Here is an 18,099-nt window from a genome sequence, read left to right as displayed (position 1 = left end):
CGGTATTTTCTCGCTACGCGCGATGAAGGGGGTAGCATAGCATCGGTAAAAGGGCTTTTAATCCAAATATTCACTCAGGAACAGGCAACATAGTTGTATATTTGATTTTTTCCATCGCAAAACTTGATGTCACATCAATCAGCCCCGGAACACCATTAACCATGCGTTTGTAAAAATTGTCGTAACTTTTCATATCGGCAACTTCGACCTGCATCAGATAGTCATATTCTCCGGCCATACGATAGAACGCCAACACCTCTGGCATTTGCTTAGTAAATTCAACAAATTCCTGATACCAGCCACTATTATGCTGCTGAGTTTTAATCAGCACAAATGCCGTAAGCCCCAACCCCAATTTTTCGCTGTCCAGCAGTGCCACGCGCCCACGGATAAATCCTTCATCCTCAAGGCGTTTTAACCGTTTCCAGCAGGGTGTGGAGGTAAGATTGACGGCTTCGGCCAGTACTTGCAGTGATTGAGTGCAATCTTCTTGCAACATACAGAGGAGTTTACGGTCAGTTTTATCTAACATAACGAGCAACCATAGAATAAATTTCTACCATTTGGCGATAAAGAAGGAAAAATGGCAACGTTTTTTTCTTTAATAACCGTTAATCTAGTCATCATTAGTTTACTACCTACATCGCAGGCCATGAAATGACCAACACTTGGGTAAAAAATGCTATCAGTGAAATAGAAGCTGACTTCCAACGCTCCGCTGATACTCACCTGATCCGCCTAAACCTGCCGGCTTTCCCCGGTATTTATCTCTATTTAAAAGATGAGAGCACCCATCCAACCGGTAGCCTAAAGCACCGTTTAGCTCGTTCACTGTTTCTTTATGGCTTATGTAATGGCTGGATTACAGAAGGAACAACGATAATCGAGGCTTCCTCAGGAAGCACGGCAGTGTCTGAAGCCTACTTTGCCCGGCTGATTGGCCTGCCCTTTATTGCAGTTATGCCAAGTTGCACTGCGCGGCGCAAAGTCGAGCAGATCACCTTCTATGGTGGTCGCTGTCATTTTGTTGAAAGCGCTGGACAAATTTATGCAGCATCTGAACAACTGGCTCGTGACCTGAATGGCCACTATATGGATCAGTTCACTTATGCAGAGCGCGCTACCGACTGGCGTGGCAATAACAACATTGCCGATAGCATCTTCCGCCAAATGGCGCGTGAACCTTTCCCGGTACCTGACTATATCGTCATGAGTGCTGGCACTGGCGGCACATCGGCGACCTTAGGCCGCTATATCCGCTACCAAGGGCATGACACCCAATTGATGGTAGTCGACCCAGAGAACTCAGTATTTTATGACTGTTTCTGTAACCGCGACCGCACGGTTACCGGTAGTTGCGGCAGCCGTATTGAAGGGATCGGCCGCCCACGGGCTGAGCCTTCGTTTATTCCAGAAGTGATCGACAGTATGTTGCGCGTACCCGATGCTGCCAGTGTTGCAACCATTCATTGGTTGGAAGGTATTTTGGGACGCAAAGTGGGGGCATCCACCGGCACTAACGTCTGGGGCGCATTACAATTAGCCAAACAGATGCGTGAGCGAGGCAAAACCGGCGCTATTGTGACGTTGCTCTGCGACAGTGGCGAACGCTATCTGGATACCTATTACAATACCGAATGGGTCAGTAATAACATTGGTGATCTGACCCCATTTAGTAATGAATTAAATAACCTGTAATTAACCGATAAAATTCGGTTTTCCCCTCTTGGATGACCGAGGAAAACCGAATTTTGGCAGAAAAAAACCGGATGATTATCCGGCTGGCTAATAGCTATCCTCAAGTCATCAAAAGGTGCAGTTAGGCAGCAAGCGAGTGATCCGCTGAGCTGACACCATCAGTGATTCGGGTGAGTAAGCCCGTTAACACTGCTACAACTCTAAGTACCAAGGAGATAAACCTCAGAATTCGGGGGAATAGGTGAGGTGTGGTGAACTTAGCCAATGTTGCAAATAGTGAGCGACGCCTTGTTGTTCACAGCGCCCAATAACCTGTAACTGAGGTAACTCTTGCTTCAATTGCGGTAATGCGTTTCCCATCACTAAGCCAAGACCTACCCGCGATAGCATCTCTTTATCATTCATCGCATCACCAAAGGCCATACAATCGGCCAGTGTTAAATTGAGATGATGGCTTAATCGCTCTAAAGCCGCCCCTTTGTTGCATCCACGAGGCAACACTTCAAGGCAATCAACCGCTGAAAAACAAAAATCGGCTTCGCCGCCCATCTGCTGCTCAAGCTGGGTTTTAAGCTCGGTCAATTCCTGATGTGAGGCAATAAAGCAAATCTTATGATTACCAGTTAGAGGCAATGCGCTCAGTGCCGTGAGCTGAAACTGGAAGCCACTGGTTTTATGTGCAGTCAGCAGCGCAGGGTCATTACAATCAGTAAACCAACCATCATCACGGAAAATATGGATGCTGGCACGGGTCTGCCACGGAGTTCGTAACACAAACTCCACCAGTTCTGCGGGCAAATCCATACCGTATAATGCTTCACCCTCTACATCACAGACTCGGGTCCCATTGCCAGTGATCAAATAACCATTTATGCCTGAGTGAGATAAAATCCCTTTCATATCAATATAATGTCGACCGGTAGCAAAGGTTAGGATCATCCCGTTGTCCACCAACTGGTGTAACGCATTCAATGTAGCGCCGCCAATTTTATGGTCGCGCATCAGTAAGGTTCCATCCATATCAAAAGCGGCTAAACGGTACATTTAAAACCTCGATAACAGCAAAACTGGTGGTATGAATAAAATTATGACGTACTATTTACGGAACTAATAGTGAACAATTAAATTAAACTATTCCTGATTTATAAGCAGCCCGAATAGGCGTAATGGATACTATCAGTTTGAACACGCACAGCACTGAGAGTGCCAGATCACGTTGTAACTCATCGCCACATGAGAATGAACCGTGCAGATCCCTAAGTCATTTAAAAATAAAGGCATTTGATGAGTTCGTCCAAGAGCTAAAATAGCCTTAATGGGATAACATCTTAATTATGCGCATTATTCACCGACTAACCCAATATCAGCGCTTGTACCAAAAGTTCGGCGATCAACCGGCGGCTACCACCGTCAGTGAACTGGCAGGCCTACTATTTTGCAGTGAGCGACATGCCCGCACTCTGATTCAACAACTACAAGCGAATGACTGGCTCAGTTGGCATTCACAAGTTGGCCGCGGCAAACGCGCGCAACTACAATGCCTGAAAAAACCAGATGCGCTGCGCGCAACCTACCTGCAATTGTTCCTTGAGCAAGGTGACCATCAAGCTGCTCTCGCACTCGCCCAACTGGAACCTGAACGCCTTCAAGCGTTACTAAACCCTCACATGGGGGGACAATGGCAAGCCGATAGCCCAATACTGCGAATCCCTTATTATCGGGAGCTTGAACCGTTAAATCCAATGACCGTCAGTGGCCGGGCAGAGCAGCATCTGATTTATACTTTACATGCTGGCCTGACCCGATTTAACACCGGAGACCCACTGCCAAAACCGGATCTGGCCCATCACTGGCAAGTCAGCGATGATGGTTTAACCTGGCAATTCTTCTTACGCAGTCAATTACGTTGGCATAATGGGGAACATATCCGCAGCGAGCAGTTGTTGCAAACGCTGGCACTGCTGCGGGCAAATCCACGCAGCCAACCGAGTTTTGCCAATATTGCAACGATTACCCTGCCCCATGCTTTATGCCTGAAATTTACGCTGCTGCATCCTGATTACTGGCTGGCACATCGGCTGGCAGATTTACCGTGTAAACTGTTTCATCCCGACGCCTCACTTCTGGGGGCTGGCCCATTTAAGTTAGCGACCTTTAACCCACATCTGGTCCGGTTGGAGCAGCACGAATTTTACCATTTGCAACATCCTTATCTGGAATTCATTGAATACTGGATAACTCCAAGCCTTGTCGTACAGTCAGCGGATGGGAGTTGCCAACACCCGGTACGTATAACCATTGGACAGGAGGAGGATTTCCCTTTAGCCCGCCCTGTTCAGCGCAGTATGAGCCTTGGATTTTGCTATCTGGCCATCAATCGGCACCTCAATAATATTACTCCCCAGCAAATAGCCAAATTGCTGATGCTAGTGCAAACTTCCGGCATCTTAGAAGAGTTATCCATTCGGCGTGGTGTGATAACGCCTAGTCATGAAATGCTACCCGGCTGGCCTATCCCCCGGTTTAGCGCCGATGAAAACCCGCCATTGCCTGCCCATCTGATACTGACCTATCAACCTCCAATGGAACTTGAGAGTGTTGCCGAACAACTAAAAGCGGTATTGGCAACCCATGGTTGCACATTAGAAATCCGCGCCAGTCGTGATAAGCAGTGGAAAGATACTCATCAAATTGAAGAGGCAGACTTATTATTAGCGGACCACTTAGTTGGTGAATCTCCTGAAGCGGCGATGGAAAGCTGGCTCCAACTTGATCCGCTGTGGCGCGGTATACTCTCCCCTGCTCAATTAGAACTACAGCAACAAACACTGATACAGATTCAGCAAACTGAACTTGCGGCTGAGCGTTTCCGCCAATTGCGTGAATATTATAATGGTCTGATGCTGGCAGGGCTGATTCTCCCACTATTCAATTATCAGTATCAGGTCAATGCTCCGCCACGGATTAACGGTGTTACCCTAACCGCATATGGTTGGTTTGATTTCAATCAGGCATGGCTCCCACCGGCGACTACCTGATTGCCAAATGCAGGTTGCTACCCTTTCGTCCGTGAACTGAGTAACATACCGCCAATTCTTTATTTTGCTGTGGGTTGGCTCTTTCGAGGCTCACAGCCGTACGAGGTCACAGTATGAAACGCGCTGTCGTTGTATTTAGTGGTGGGCAAGATTCCACTACCTGTTTAATTCAAGCATTACAGCAATATGATGAAGTCCACTGCATTACATTCGATTACGGACAGCGCCACCGCGCAGAAATTGATGTTGCTCGCGCGCTTGCCACGCAGCTTGGTGCTAAAGCACACAAAGTGCTAGATGTTGGCATGCTCAATGAGTTAGCGGTGAGCAGTCTGACCCGAGACAGTATCCCTATCCCCTCTTTTGATGAAGAGGATGCCGATACGGTTCCCAGTACGTTTGTCCCTGGTCGCAATATTCTATTCCTGACCTTAGCCGCAATTTATGCTTATCAAGTGCAAGCTCCGACGGTTATCACAGGGGTTTGTGAGACTGACTTCTCCGGCTACCCTGATTGCCGGGATGAGTTCGTGAAGGCACTCAACCATGCAATCGATTTGGGTATTGGCCGAGATATCGCTTTCATTACCCCTTTAATGTGGCTGGATAAAGCAGAAACCTGGGCACTAGCTGATTATTATCAGCAACTCGAGCTGGTCCGCCACGAGACACTTACTTGCTACAATGGGATTCAAGGCGATGGTTGCGGCCAATGTGCTGCCTGCCATTTACGAGCCAAAGGGCTGGCGTTCTATCTTGCTAATAAGCCAAAAGTATTATTGAGCTTGAAACAAAAAACCGGGCTAGCTTGATTATTGTTCACTCAGATAGCCACTGTAATCGACCCATTGCCTTGTTCTAATCGTGACCTCGCTCATCAGAGCGAGGTATATCGCGGCCATTGCACATTTAACCAGATATTCAGGGAAAATATCCCTCCCCGGCAACAAAGCCGAGTTATCCTGTAATACCTCGATTGACAAACTCGTCCAGTTTTTCCCTTAGTTCTCCCTCAATGGGCAATGCTCTCTGACTACGCAGATCGATACAGACAAACGTTAGTTCTGCATCTGCCACCGGAATAGATTCAGGCTCTAGCGTGACAGTCTGTTTCATCACACCACTTTTACCGTTTAGCTTTAATAACTGGCTATCGATTCGTAGCAGATCCCCCAATACTGCAGGCCGACGGTAGTTGATATTGATATTAACCACGATAAAAGCGATTTGGTTTTCAGCCATCCATTGCGCTGCTGGCTCCCCATCAAGCCATTCCCAACGCGCTTCTTCGAGAAACTCTAAGTAGCGGGCATTATTAACATGTTGGAAAACATCAATATGAAAACCCCGGACTTTAATATGAGTATGCATGACAGCGAGCTTCTCCAGACAGTGAATAAAAATTACGTACCTTCGGCAGTAAAATAGAGTTGGCAAGAGAATACCCGCACAACTGGTACGACCTCACAGCAAGATTAGCAGAGGGAAATCACTTCATCGCATGCTTACGATATAATCTAGAGCGAAATCACAGTTTCCCTCTGCTACTGCGACTTACATTATGAAAAGATGGGGATTATTTGTGGTGAAAATAGTCACTGATATCTGTCTGACCACAGCACATCCCCATCACCAACTAAAGTTACATTTTAAGCTTGGTATTGTTTCTCTCTAAAAACGAGGGGCCGATACCTGGAACTTCGAGTAACTGCTCAACATCAGTAAAAGGGCCGAACTGCTCGCGATAATTAACGATAGCCTCTGCCTTCTTCCTGCCAATTCCGCTCAGGAACTGGGCCAACTGTTCCGCATTAGCACTATTAATATTGATTTGGCTATATGCACTGTCCGTTGAGCTGCCAGCTGTGGTTGTTGCCGTTGCATTGGTCTTATCCGCCACTTTGGCAGGCGAAGAGCCTGCTTTTAGCTGGCTATTTATTGGAGTATGGCTTTGCGAATTGAGGTCTTTATTCTGAGTCGTACTCGTAGGGCTGACGGGAGCGGCAAAAACTACCTGCTGGATATTCAGACCTGCGAACAATGCGGTTATAACAAATAATTTTCCTATGAATTTCATGCTGTATCCTCCTTGTGTTTGACAGCATGACTACCTTGCCGCAACCTCCGATTCATCACAAAGGGTAGATTTCAGATATGCGAAAGGTCGCCAAAGCGACCTTTCTTTATTACATCGAGTTGCAGATGTATGCGAGACTCATGGCAATTATGGTTTTATTGCGGCTGCTGTTGCTCCGCTGGCCCCATCTTAATGGTTGCCTGTTTGTGCAGATTTGCCATCAATGCATCAAAAGTCACACCGCTTGACCCTTCTAGCATTTTAGCGCTAAAGGTCTTCATCTCGCCTTCCGGCAATTTACCCGGCGTTACTGATAGCAGTTCGATCAGTACGATGTTGTCTTGACGATCCTGGGATAAGCCATAAACCGACTGATCTTTTTGCGGATGAGGCAAGGCAAAAATAGTCTGCACTAATTGATCATCGTCTGGTGCACGTGACAAGGTTTTCTTCTCGCCAAAGCTGATACCAGCAGCTTTCATCGCCTCTTCGCCTTTACCTTGTTTCAGAGCAGTCAGGAGTTTCTCACCATCAACACGTGCCAATTGTTCTGCTTTCTGACGTTTCACCAACTCAGCAACCTGATCACGTACTTGATCAAATGGTTGAATACCTTCAGGTTTATGAGCATCAATGCGGATAACAAAAGCACGGTCGCCGTCAACAGTGATTACATCTGAATTACTACCTGGCGCACCATTTTCACCGACCAGGCCACCGTCAAAGATTGCCTGTACAACCGGTTTGAAGTTAACCTCAGCAGGTACTGCGTCGCGAGTAAACCAGCCAGTTTGCTTAGCTTTAGCACCTGCTGCTTCTTCCGCTGAGGCTAGAGATTCGTTATCACTGGTAGCGGCTTCACTGACCTTTTGCTGTAACGCGTAGTAAGCGTCAACAGCTTTTTCCTGCTTAACTTGTTTTGCCAGTGCATCATGCACTTCTGACAAAGGTTTAACCAGGGCAGGTTTGATGTCATTTAAGCGAACAACCAGATAACCCACCGAAGATTTAACCACATCAGACAGTTGGCCCTTCTCGGTCAAATTCGCTTGTTTCAGTTCATCAGCCGTAGTTTCTGGTTCCAACCACCCCAGTTCCCCCCCATTTTTGCGGGAAATGATATCGGTAGATTTCTCTTTTGCCATCGCAGCAAAATCAGCACCTTTTTTCAGCTCCTCTAACGCCGCTTTGGCTTCAGCTTCAGTTTTAAACTGAATCACACTGTAGTTGCGTTGTTCCGGCTGGGTATAGCTGCTTTTATGCAGTTCATAATACGCCGCGATATCTTCCTCGGTGAGCGTGATTTTGTCCTGCATCGCGGCAGCATCCATCGTAATGAAACTGACTTTCATCTGTTCCGGTGCAATGAAGCTATTCTTGTTCTGGTCGTAGTAGGCTTGCAGCTCTTCATCAGTGACTTTCTGCTGTGCCTGAAGGGCTTTGAGATCAACTGTCGCCAGACGAACTTCACGTTGCTGCAAAATCAGCTCTGACATCGCCTGTGCTTCGATAGGCAGAACAAAGCCAGTATCACCAAACGCTTGCAGCAATTGTTGATTAATGAGCTGCTGACGCTGTAATTGCGCGAATTGATCAGGGGTGTAGCCCATCCGATTAACCAGTTCGAGATATTTGTTGTTATCGAACTTATTATCGGTCTGGAAATAAGGTGCCTGGCGGATGGCATCTTTAACTTGTTCGTCGCTAGCAGTCAGGCCCAGTTTTTTGGCGTACTGGTCAAGCAACATGTTGTTGACCAACTGCCCCAATACCTGCTGGCGTAATTGCAGCATGTAGCCTTCATTGGCGGCCAGTGCGGAGAATTGTTCACCTAATTGCTGCTGCAAGCGGCCACGCTCACTCTGTACAGCTTGTTCTAACTGAGCACGACTAATCTCTTGGCCATTAACTTTGGCTGCGAAGTCGTTGGAACCGCCAATCAGATAGCTGCCAACCCCGGTCAGGATAAAGGACAACATGATCAAGGCCAGAATGATTTTGAGCACGACGTTATTAGCAGCCGCGCGTAAATTGTCCATCATAATGTGACAATACTCCGCTGTAATATGGATTAAAACTGTTGCGCAGGTCTAAATAAACCCAGCATTCCTTGCGACAGCCCTTCGTGCTGCTGCGCGTTAAACTGCTTACTCTATTTGTTACTGCCTATTTTTGCTCTAAACGGGTCGCTGATATTCTCTCGTCAGACTAACATTTTACCCCCGTTTAGCGCTCAGCCAGTTCAACTGCCTAAGCGAAAAAAAAGCGCATCATTAACGATGCGCCTTGTATCTTACCTTACCAGCTCAACTGCGTCAGGTTATTGTTTAACACAAACAATATATACCCTTGGTACTTGAAGTTGCACAGGTGCCCGCTACTTTCACTAACCCGAATCGCTGACCTGAGCAGACTCATCGGTATTCGTTCGCTTACAACCTGGCTGCTACTTCATTTCCTTTGGGTATACGCGCAGATGAGAATTGACGCGGCAATCAGTTTACTGCGTCTTTCAAGCCTTTACCGGCACGGAAGCCTGGTACTTTAGCAGCAGGAATACTGATTTCTTTGCCTGTCTGAGGGTTGCGGCCAGTACGTGCAGAACGCTCACGTACTGCAAAAGTACCAAAACCAACCAGAGCTACATCATCCCCTTCTTTCAAAGATTCAGTAACAGAAGCAATAATTGCATCTAACGCGCGCCCAGCGGCCGCTTTGGAAATATCTGCACCTGCGGCAATTTTGTCGATCAGTTGTGACTTATTCACTCTTTCATCCCCTTTAGAATTCTATCGTCGCGCCGAAAATCCCTACGGACAACACGACAGCGCAGCTGTTATATCAATCCTATCCAACCTTGGCAAGCAGCCCAAAGGCATAAACTTTTGTCGGACAGACGAACTAACTTAGCGGCACAAAAAATAGCTGGCAAGTAGCATTTCACTTACCAGCATCAGTTTTATCAATACTTCTTGCGATCCGTCACTATTTTGACGCTACCGGCTGTGCCCCGAAGGCTGGATTTTGCAACGCGATGGCTAAAACATCATCAATTAGTTTAACCGGATGAATCTCCAGATCAGCGATAACATTGTCTGGGATCTCTTCCAAATCACGTTTGTTATCCTCGGGAATCAGCACAATTTTGATCCCGCCACGGTGAGCTGCCAGCAATTTCTCTTTCAAACCGCCGATTGGCAATACTAAACCACGCAAGGTGATTTCACCGGTCATCGCCACATCCGCGCGCACTGGGTTACCGGTCAGACAAGAAACCAGCGCGGTACACATAGCAATACCTGCACTCGGGCCATCTTTCGGCGTCGCACCTTCAGGCACATGCACATGGATATCGCGTTTTTCGTAGAAATCAGGGTTAATACCTAATTTATCTGCGCGCGCACGTACCACTGTCAGTGCCGCCTGAATTGATTCTTGCATCACTTCACCCAGCGAGCCGGTGTAAGTCAGCTTGCCTTTGCCCGGAACGCATGCAGTCTCAATAGTCAGTAAGTCACCACCCACTTCCGTCCATGCCAGCCCAGTCACTTGACCTACGCGATTCTCAGTATCAGCTCGGCCATAATCGACCTTCTGCACACCTAAGAAGTCTTTCAGGTTGTCACCGTTGATTTCAATGTGCTTAACCGTTTTATCCATCAGCAGATTTTTTACTGCTTTACGGCACAGTTTGGAGATTTCACGCTCCAGACTACGCACCCCAGCTTCACGGGTGTAATAACGGATAATGCTCATAATGGCACTGTCATCGATGGTCAGTTCGCCTTTCTTAATGGCGTTGCGCTCAAACTGTTTCGGCAACAGATGCTGCTTGGCAATATTGAGTTTCTCATCTTCGGTATAACCGGACAGGCGAATAACTTCCATACGATCCAGCAACGGCGCTGGAATATTCATGGAGTTGGAGGTGGCAACGAACATGACATCCGACAGATCATAATCCACTTCCAGATAGTGATCGTTGAATGCAACGTTTTGTTCTGGGTCCAAAACCTCCAGCAGTGCTGACGCAGGATCACCGCGCATATCGGATGCCATCTTATCAATCTCATCCAACAGGAAGAGTGGGTTCTTCACCCCAACTTTCGCCATCTTCTGGATCAATTTACCCGGCATAGAGCCGATATAGGTGCGGCGATGACCACGGATTTCCGCTTCATCACGCACCCCTCCCAGCGCCATACGGACATACTGGCGGCCAGTAGCACGAGCAATAGATTGCCCCAGAGAGGTTTTCCCCACCCCAGGAGGCCCTACCAGGCACAGGATTGGCCCTTTAATCTTGCTAACACGGCTCTGTACTGCGAGGTATTCTAAAATACGATCTTTAACTCGTTCCAAACCGTAGTGATCGGTATCCAGAACTTCCTGCGCTTTTACCAAGTCTTTTTTAACTTTACTGCGGCTGTTCCAAGGCACCTGCAACATCCAATCAATATAACCACGTACTACGGTTGCTTCCGCAGACATCGGTGACATCATTTTCAGTTTTTGCAGCTCAGCTTCGGTTTTTTCACGTGCATCTTTCGGCATTTTGGCCGCTTCGATTTTACGCTTCAGCGCTTCGTGCTCATCAGGCGTATCGTCCATCTCGCCCAGTTCTTTCTGAATGGCCTTCATTTGCTCGTTCAGATAGTACTCGCGCTGGCTCTTTTCCATCTGTTTTTTGACGCGATTACGAATCCGTTTTTCAACCTGTAACAGATCGATTTCTGATTCCATCATCGCCATCAGGTACTCCAGACGTTCGGTAACATCGAACATCTCCAGAACAGCCTGTTTATCATTTAACTTCAACGGCATATGTGCCGCGATAGTATCCGCAAGACGTGCTGCATCATCAATGCTGTGCAGTGAAGCCAGCACTTCTGGTGGGATCTTTTTATTCAGTTTGATATAGCCTTCAAACTGATTAATCGCCGTGCGAACCAATACTTCTTGTTCACGATCGTCCATCACTGGCGATTCAAGATATTCTGCCTGAGCAGCAAAATGCTCACCGCTGTCGGAAAGCGTGGTAATACGCGCACGCTGTAGCCCTTCAACCAGCACTTTGACCGTGCCATCAGGTAACTTCAGCATTTGTAAAATCGAGGCTACAGTGCCTACTGAAAACAGATCGTTGATACCAGGCTCATCAGTCGAAGCTTCTTTCTGCGCAACCAGCATGATTTTTTTATCATGGTCCATTGCCGCTTCCAGGCACCGAATCGACTTTTCCCGGCCAACAAACAGTGGGATCACCATATGCGGATAAACCACCACATCGCGCAGAGGCAATACGGGGATTTCTATGCGTTCGGAACGCTCAGGGTTCATAGAGCTCTCTCTTAGTTTAGCTTCCGCCAGATTACTGGGAATCTCGTGAAACACGAGTCATCACGAGTTTCACTAAATAGGTAATTGAGTATATGGGGACGAATGTCTTACATTCAACGATTACAATGCGAGGAAAAAGAAATGGGGGATAAAATCCCCCATTGTCATACTAACCATCTGGATTATTTGGCTAATTATTCGCCAGAAGCTTGGGCTTCCGGTTGGCCATAAATCAGCATCGGCGCAGATTGGCCAGCAATAACTGACTCATCTACCACCACTTTCTCCACACTGTCCATTGACGGTAAATCGTACATGGTATCTAGCAATGCGCCCTCTACGATAGAACGCAGGCCACGAGCACCTGTTTTACGTGCCATCGCTTTCTTGGCGATTGCGGTCAACGCCTCATCGCGGAACTCAAGCTCCACACCTTCGAGATTGAACAACGCCTGATACTGTTTGGTCAGTGCGTTTTTCGGTTCTTTCAGGATCTGAATCAGCGCGTCTTCACTCAATTCACTCAGTGTTGCAACTACCGGTAAACGGCCAATAAATTCAGGGATCAAGCCGAATTTAATTAAATCTTCTGGCTCAGCCTGACTCAACAACTCGCCTTCGGTTGCTTTTTCTGACTTGCCTTTTACCGTAGCCCCGAAACCGATACCCGTTCCGGTGTTAATGCGCTGCCCGATAACTTTGTCCAGGCCGGCGAAAGCACCACCACAGATAAACAGAATTTTAGAGGTATCAACCTGCAAAAACTCCTGCTGCGGATGCTTACGGCCACCTTGTGGTGGTACGGCAGCAATCGTCCCTTCAATCAATTTCAACAGGGCCTGCTGCACACCTTCACCCGAGACGTCACGCGTGATAGACGGGTTATCAGACTTACGTGAAATTTTATCAATTTCATCGATATAGACGATACCACGTTGCGCTTTCTGCACGTCGTAATCACATTTCTGCAATAACTTCTGAATGATGTTTTCAACATCTTCGCCCACGTAACCTGCTTCAGTTAGCGTGGTCGCATCTGCCATGGTAAACGGCACATCCAGGAAACGAGCCAATGTCTCTGCCAACAGTGTTTTACCACTACCGGTTGGGCCAATCAGTAGAATATTACTTTTGCCCAGTTCGATGCCATTACTGGTATCACCATTGCGCAAACGCTTATAGTGGTTGTATACCGCAACTGCCAACACTTTTTTCGCCGGTTCCTGACCGATGACATAATCATCCAGGTGGTGGCGGATTTCGTGCGGCGTAGGCAGCGAACTGCGCTCCCGATGCGGGGCAACTTCTTTGATCTCTTCGCGAATAATGTCGTTACACAAATCGACACATTCATCGCAGATATACACTGACGGCCCGGCAATTAGCTTACGCACTTCATGCTGGCTTTTGCCGCAGAAAGAGCAATACAGCAGCTTTCCAGAACCGTCTTTGCGCTTATCTGTCATCAGTAAACCTCTTCTTCAGTATCTGCCACACCCGAAACTATGGTGGCAGGGAGACTATTCTCGCTATTGCTGGACGCCACGCTAACCTTCAGCGGACAGCCGATATATCGGGTAGTTAGTGAACAATGTGCAATACAACTGTTCGATTACACGATTTGTTCTATTTACATACACTATAGTATATCGGCTCACAGAAATAAGTCGTTAGTCACGACGGGTGAACACGGAATCAACTAATCCGTATCCTACAGCCTCTTCAGCCGACAAGAAACGGTCACGTTCAGTGTCTCTCTCTATTTCTTCAAGAGATTTTCCCGTGTGAAGTGCCATCAGTTCATTCATGCGCGATTTCACTTTTAAAATCTCTCTGGCATGAATTTCAATATCTGTCGCCTGCCCCTGGAAACCGCCCAACGGTTGGTGAATCATTACCCGTGAATTCGGCAAGCAGAAACGTTTACCCTTAGCACCCGCAGTCAACAGGAACGCACCCATTGAACATGCCTGGCCCATACAGATAGTGCTGACATCAGGTTTAATGAATTGCATGGTGTCATAAATTGACATCCCAGCAGTGATCACCCCGCCTGGTGAGTTGATATACAAAAAGATGTCTTTTTCTGGATTTTCTGCTTCCAGAAACAGCATCTGTGCCGTAATCAGGTTGGCCATATGGTCTTCAACCTGACCGGTCAGGAAAATAATGCGCTCTTTTAACAGACGGGAGAAGATATCGTAAGAACGCTCCCCACGTGAAGTCTGCTCAACCACCATTGGCACCAGAGCCATGTTAGGTGCAAATTGATCTCGTTCGCCACTGTATGACATTACCGTCTCCTAATAGAATTTACTTTGGCGCCATTCATAACCGATTCTACTTGAGATAAGTAATGATGACTATGTTCATGCATCAAGGTCGCGTGCAAGCCGTCTGGTTACCCAGACACATTCGACGGTGGTAATCAGCCAGTGTTTCATCAACATCTTATATGAACGTCTGTTAGGTTAATTGGGGGATTAATCGTCTTTTTCAAGCCCCTGAGCACTTTTTTTTAACCAAGCGGACGCTCATTATCTTTGCTGTAATCCTGACGCTCTATTGATTGTTCATCTGTTAAGTATTGCATTTCACTTTTCAAATATAGCGCAGATTAGGGCGAAACATGCCAGATTAATCATACTATTGAGTGATTATTGTTACAAAAAGAAAAGCCCGTAGCCAAAGGCTACGGGCTTAATCAATCAAAAAACCGGATATACCCTTCGTATCAGGAGTTGCAGAGTGCCAGCTACCGACACTCACCCGAATCACTTTACTGCTTTAGCTCATCGGTATTTGTTCAATTGCAACCTACCTGCAACGCCAATTTTTTGGCGATATATTACATCCAGCTTGATGCGCTAAAAAACATTACGCAGCAGTGGTCTGATTCATCAGTTCACTGAAGGTAGTTGGTTTTTCAGTTACTTTGGCTTTAGCCAGCAGAGTTTCTACTGCTTGTTCTTCCAGAGCAACGTTACGCATATTGTTCATCAGCTCTTTATTTTTGCTGTAGAACTCAATCACTTCTTGTGGATCTTCGTAAGCAGATGCCATTTCTTCGATCAGTGCTTTAACGCGATCTTCATCCGCTTTCAGCTCGTGCTGGCTGATAACTTCGCCCAGCAACAAACCAACAACTACGCGACGTTTAGCTTGTTCTTCGAACAATTCACGTGGCAGTTCAGCAGCTTGTTTCTCGTTACCACCAAAACGCTGTGCAGCCTGACGGCGCAGAACGTCGATTTCACCTTCAACCAGTGCCGCGGGAACGTCAATTTCGTTAGCGCTGACCAGACCGTCAATTGCCTGAGTTTTAACACGGTTGCGCACTGCGCCTTTCAGCTCACGCTCCATGTTTTTGCGCACTTCAGCACGCAGACCTGCTACTGAACCATCAGCAACGCCGAAACGCTTGATGAATTCTTCAGTCAGTTCTGGCAGCTCACGCACTTCAACTTTCTTCAACACGATGTCAAATTTAGCTGATTTACCTTTCAGGTTTTCTGCGTGGTAATCTTCTGGGAAGTTTACGTCGATGGTGAATTCTTCACCGGCTTTATGGCCGATAACACCTTCTTCGAAACCTGGGATCATACGACCCTGGCCCATTGCCAGTACGAAATCAGACGCTTTACCACCTTCAAACTCTTCACCGTCGATAGAGCCGGTGAAATCCAGAGTTGCGCGATCTTCTGCAGTCGCAGCAGCGTCAGTTTCTTTCCAGGTAGCTTGTTGCTTACGCAGAGTTTCCAGCATGGTATCAACGTCAGCGTCGTTTACTTCAACAACTGGCTTTTCTACTTCAATGCTTTCCAGATCTTTCAACTCAACTTCTGGGTACACTTCAAACTCAACGGAATAAGTAAAATCTTCGCCCTGCTTGAATTCACCAGGCACATAGTTTGGTGCACCAGCTGGGTTGATTTTTTCTTTAATGATCGCATCAACGAAATTACGTTGCATCAGGTCACCCAGAACATCCTGGCGAACAGATGCGCCGTAACGCTGTTCAACGATGTTCATCGGCACATGGCCTTTACGGAAACCGTCGATACGAACACTTTTAGCGGCTTTCACTAATTCGCTTTTTACTGCTTTCTCAATGCTGTCAGCAGCAACAGTAATTGTTACACGGCGGCCAAGGCCTTGAGTGGTTTCAACAGAAACTTGCATCTTGTTACCTCAAAAAAATCACAGTGCTCGGTCAACTCCAGAAGCTGCAAACAAAGCAACACCATTAAATGATGCTAACTCTGAAAACACCCTCTAAGAACCGGGACGGCCGCATTATACAGAACCGAGTATCCCAGATGTCAGAAGCGTCCCGAAACCATTCCGGAAAAATAAGACGCGACATTATAGCGGCGCACAGGTTATGAGTCGAGGAAAGCAAGCGAATGTTGTCGCGGTAAAATTCACGCGTGAATCGTTCCCTCAGCTAAAACTCCTGTGGCGCACTAAGGAAATAAATGTGTCGCCTATACAGAAACACAAACGGCCCTGAGGCCGCTTGCTAAATTCTCACCTACTAATACCCTAAATCAGGCCGGAATTACTACTGTTATCCAGCCTGTTTTGGATTAATACTGTCACTTAAGCCAATGTACCTGCGCCACGACAAGATGGAGAAGTTGGTACCGTGTCTTGTAACCCCGCCCACTCTTTCAGCGTGTAGGTATGTAAAGCCAATGCATGAACAGTGCCGGCCAGCTCATCAGCCAACACACTATAAATCGCACGATGGCGACTGAGAAAGCGCTGATCTTGAAATTTATCGCTGACGATCACAATTTTAAAATGACTTTCAGAACCGGCTGGAACATTGTGGCGATAACTTTCATTAATCACCTCCAAATGATCCGGTTCAAATGCCACTTTTAGTTTTTCTTCAATTTGTTCCCGAATCAAAATCATCATAATCTCCTTACCGCTGAGGCAGAAAGCTGCCTACTACCTATCTATTCCAAACCCAATACCTATCTATTGCAAGCCCACTATCTACTGCAATATTAGTTGATTTTCGCTGTTTTATAACATTTCAGATACAAAATATCCCGAATATCTCCCTCTGCTCATTTAAGGTATAAGGCTAATCTGATAGTCAGGGGAAAAGGTTACTTGTAAGGTCTTTAAGCGAAATGAAAGGTCACAGGGCGAAAAATCACTTTTTTTGCTGAATTTCTCTACATCAGGATCTTCCACCAGCCAATCTCAGTGCTATGATGGCGCGACTGCACATTCGCAAAATAACATGGCAGCTATCCCGCTCTGATTATTAAAGAATTCCATAACTATTGAGAAAGTGAACATGCTAAAGAAAATTCTTTTCCCGCTGTTGGCTGTTTTTATACTGGCGGGTTGTGCTGCCAGTAACAACACTCTGAATGTCACCCCGAAGGTGGTATTACCACCACAAGATCCAACTCTGATGGGGATTACTATCAGCATTAATGGTGCAGACCAGCGTCAAGATGCTGCACTGGCTAAAGTAAATCGTGAAGGCCAACTGGTGGTATTAACCCCATCCCGTGACCTGCGCTTCCTGTTACAGGAAGTGTTGGAAAAACAGATGACTGCTCGTGGCTATATGATTGGTACCGATGCTCCAGTTGATTTGCAGATTGTAGTAAACCAACTGTTTGCCGATGTACAGGAAGGTAACCTGCGCTACAACATCACCACTAAAGCGGATATTTCCATTACTGCGACCGCAAAAAATGGTAATAAACAGGTTAAAAACTACCGTGCCAGCTACAACGTTCAGGGCGCATTTACTGCAACTAACGAAAAAATCACCAATGCCGTTAATACGGTGTTGAGCGATGTTATTGCAGATATGGCGCAAGATACTAGCGTCAGCGGCTTTATCAAACAAAATGCCCGCTAATCGGTTGTTTGCTTAATATCATTATTACTGCTTAACAGAATGCTTTGCCC

The 18,099-nt window shown here is 46.8% G+C and carries 15 protein-coding genes; 4 read left to right on the top strand and 11 right to left on the bottom strand.

Translation table 11 applies throughout. The features are described 5' to 3' along the window. Positions 1-70 precede the first annotated feature (70 nt). On the bottom strand, positions 71-532 hold the full coding sequence (locus Q2T72_RS05520; RefSeq protein WP_083160007.1) for an Lrp/AsnC family transcriptional regulator: 462 nt from the start codon (positions 530-532) through the stop codon (positions 71-73). A 125-nt stretch (positions 533-657) separates the two neighbouring features. Between Q2T72_RS05520 and Q2T72_RS05515 the strand changes: the two genes are divergently transcribed. Further along, a complete protein-coding gene (locus Q2T72_RS05515) occupies positions 658-1,698 on the top strand; it encodes a PLP-dependent cysteine synthase family protein (protein WP_083160009.1) in 1,041 nt (346 codons plus the stop codon). A gap of 222 nt (positions 1,699-1,920) precedes the next feature. On the opposite strand, the gene cof is transcribed toward Q2T72_RS05515, so the two are convergent. Continuing rightward, on the bottom strand, positions 1,921-2,742 hold the full coding sequence (gene cof / locus Q2T72_RS05510; protein WP_372568768.1) for an HMP-PP phosphatase: 822 nt from the start codon (positions 2,740-2,742) through the stop codon (positions 1,921-1,923). Positions 2,743-3,032: 290 nt separating this feature from the next. Here cof and Q2T72_RS05505 point away from each other — a divergent pair, with 290 nt between their 5' ends. Continuing rightward, positions 3,033-4,736: an SgrR family transcriptional regulator gene (locus Q2T72_RS05505; RefSeq protein WP_083160013.1), complete on the top strand. Its 1,704-nt coding sequence runs from the start codon at positions 3,033-3,035 to the stop codon at positions 4,734-4,736. Between the two features lie 113 nt (positions 4,737-4,849). Next, positions 4,850-5,548 carry a 7-cyano-7-deazaguanine synthase QueC gene (queC, locus tag Q2T72_RS05500; RefSeq protein ID WP_083160015.1) on the top strand — a complete coding sequence of 233 codons (699 nt, stop codon included), beginning with the start codon at positions 4,850-4,852 and terminating at the stop codon, positions 5,546-5,548. Positions 5,549-5,693: 145 nt separating this feature from the next. Here the strand turns inward: queC and Q2T72_RS05495 are convergent, their stop codons facing one another. The 9 genes from Q2T72_RS05495 to bolA form a co-directional block, all read right to left on the bottom strand. Further along, positions 5,694-6,107 (bottom strand): acyl-CoA thioesterase, encoded by a 414-nt coding sequence (locus Q2T72_RS05495; RefSeq protein WP_372568767.1) that lies wholly within the window; start codon positions 6,105-6,107, stop codon positions 5,694-5,696. A gap of 271 nt (positions 6,108-6,378) precedes the next feature. Further along, entirely contained in the window at positions 6,379-6,813 is a 435-nt protein-coding gene (locus Q2T72_RS05490; RefSeq protein ID WP_372568766.1) for a ComEA family DNA-binding protein, read from the bottom strand. Between the two features lie 155 nt (positions 6,814-6,968). After that, positions 6,969-8,855: a peptidylprolyl isomerase gene (gene ppiD / locus Q2T72_RS05485; RefSeq protein WP_083160021.1), complete on the bottom strand. Its 1,887-nt coding sequence runs from the start codon at positions 8,853-8,855 to the stop codon at positions 6,969-6,971. Between the two features lie 453 nt (positions 8,856-9,308). Then, positions 9,309-9,581, bottom strand: a complete 273-nt coding sequence (gene hupB, locus Q2T72_RS05480) for a nucleoid-associated protein HU-beta (protein WP_004392663.1) — start codon at positions 9,579-9,581, stop codon at positions 9,309-9,311. Between the two features lie 217 nt (positions 9,582-9,798). After that, complete coding sequence (lon, locus tag Q2T72_RS05475; RefSeq protein WP_005182204.1) at positions 9,799-12,153, bottom strand: endopeptidase La; 2,355 nt, start codon at positions 12,151-12,153, stop codon at positions 9,799-9,801. 194 nt (positions 12,154-12,347) lie between these two features. Further along, positions 12,348-13,619, bottom strand: a complete 1,272-nt coding sequence (gene clpX / locus Q2T72_RS05470; protein WP_004703362.1) for an ATP-dependent protease ATP-binding subunit ClpX — start codon at positions 13,617-13,619, stop codon at positions 12,348-12,350. 204 nt (positions 13,620-13,823) lie between these two features. Then, positions 13,824-14,447 carry an ATP-dependent Clp endopeptidase proteolytic subunit ClpP gene (clpP, locus tag Q2T72_RS05465; protein WP_005272733.1) on the bottom strand — a complete coding sequence of 208 codons (624 nt, stop codon included), beginning with the start codon at positions 14,445-14,447 and terminating at the stop codon, positions 13,824-13,826. Between the two features lie 583 nt (positions 14,448-15,030). Next, on the bottom strand, positions 15,031-16,335 hold the full coding sequence (tig, locus tag Q2T72_RS05460) for a trigger factor (RefSeq protein ID WP_083160023.1): 1,305 nt from the start codon (positions 16,333-16,335) through the stop codon (positions 15,031-15,033). Positions 16,336-16,755: 420 nt separating this feature from the next. Then, positions 16,756-17,076 carry a transcriptional regulator BolA gene (bolA, locus tag Q2T72_RS05455; protein WP_083160025.1) on the bottom strand — a complete coding sequence of 107 codons (321 nt, stop codon included), beginning with the start codon at positions 17,074-17,076 and terminating at the stop codon, positions 16,756-16,758. Between the two features lie 394 nt (positions 17,077-17,470). Between bolA and Q2T72_RS05450 the strand changes: the two genes are divergently transcribed. Beyond that, positions 17,471-18,049 (top strand): lipoprotein, encoded by a 579-nt coding sequence (locus Q2T72_RS05450; RefSeq protein WP_083160027.1) that lies wholly within the window; start codon positions 17,471-17,473, stop codon positions 18,047-18,049. The last annotated feature ends 50 nt before the right edge of the window (positions 18,050-18,099 follow it).

Origin of the sequence: Yersinia sp. 2466 StPb PI, from assembly GCF_041538325.1 — a bacterium.
Lineage (GTDB): Bacteria > Pseudomonadota > Gammaproteobacteria > Enterobacterales > Enterobacteriaceae > Yersinia > Yersinia enterocolitica_E.
Note: the sequence above shows the minus strand (reverse complement) of the source record. Positions and strands in the feature narration are given on the sequence as shown.

Excerpts from the sequence above, each read along its gene's own strand:
- Q2T72_RS05520 (WP_083160007.1), bottom strand. The coding sequence starts at position 532 with ATGTTAGATAAAACTGACCGTAAACTCCTCTGTATGTTGCAAGAAGAT.
- Q2T72_RS05515 (WP_083160009.1), top strand. The coding sequence starts at position 658 with ATGACCAACACTTGGGTAAAAAATGCTATCAGTGAAATAGAAGCTGAC.
- cof (WP_372568768.1), bottom strand. The coding sequence starts at position 2,742 with ATGTACCGTTTAGCCGCTTTTGATATGGATGGAACCTTACTGATGCGC.
- Q2T72_RS05505 (WP_083160013.1), top strand. The coding sequence starts at position 3,033 with ATGCGCATTATTCACCGACTAACCCAATATCAGCGCTTGTACCAAAAG.
- queC (WP_083160015.1), top strand. The coding sequence starts at position 4,850 with ATGAAACGCGCTGTCGTTGTATTTAGTGGTGGGCAAGATTCCACTACC.
- Q2T72_RS05495 (WP_372568767.1), bottom strand. The coding sequence starts at position 6,107 with ATGCATACTCATATTAAAGTCCGGGGTTTTCATATTGATGTTTTCCAA.
- Q2T72_RS05490 (WP_372568766.1), bottom strand. The coding sequence starts at position 6,813 with ATGAAATTCATAGGAAAATTATTTGTTATAACCGCATTGTTCGCAGGT.
- ppiD (WP_083160021.1), bottom strand. The coding sequence starts at position 8,855 with ATGATGGACAATTTACGCGCGGCTGCTAATAACGTCGTGCTCAAAATC.
- lon (WP_005182204.1), bottom strand. The coding sequence starts at position 12,153 with ATGAACCCTGAGCGTTCCGAACGCATAGAAATCCCCGTATTGCCTCTG.
- clpX (WP_004703362.1), bottom strand. The coding sequence starts at position 13,619 with ATGACAGATAAGCGCAAAGACGGTTCTGGAAAGCTGCTGTATTGCTCT.
- clpP (WP_005272733.1), bottom strand. The coding sequence starts at position 14,447 with ATGTCATACAGTGGCGAACGAGATCAATTTGCACCTAACATGGCTCTG.
- tig (WP_083160023.1), bottom strand. The coding sequence starts at position 16,335 with ATGCAAGTTTCTGTTGAAACCACTCAAGGCCTTGGCCGCCGTGTAACA.
- bolA (WP_083160025.1), bottom strand. The coding sequence starts at position 17,076 with ATGATTTTGATTCGGGAACAAATTGAAGAAAAACTAAAAGTGGCATTT.
- Q2T72_RS05450 (WP_083160027.1), top strand. The coding sequence starts at position 17,471 with ATGCTAAAGAAAATTCTTTTCCCGCTGTTGGCTGTTTTTATACTGGCG.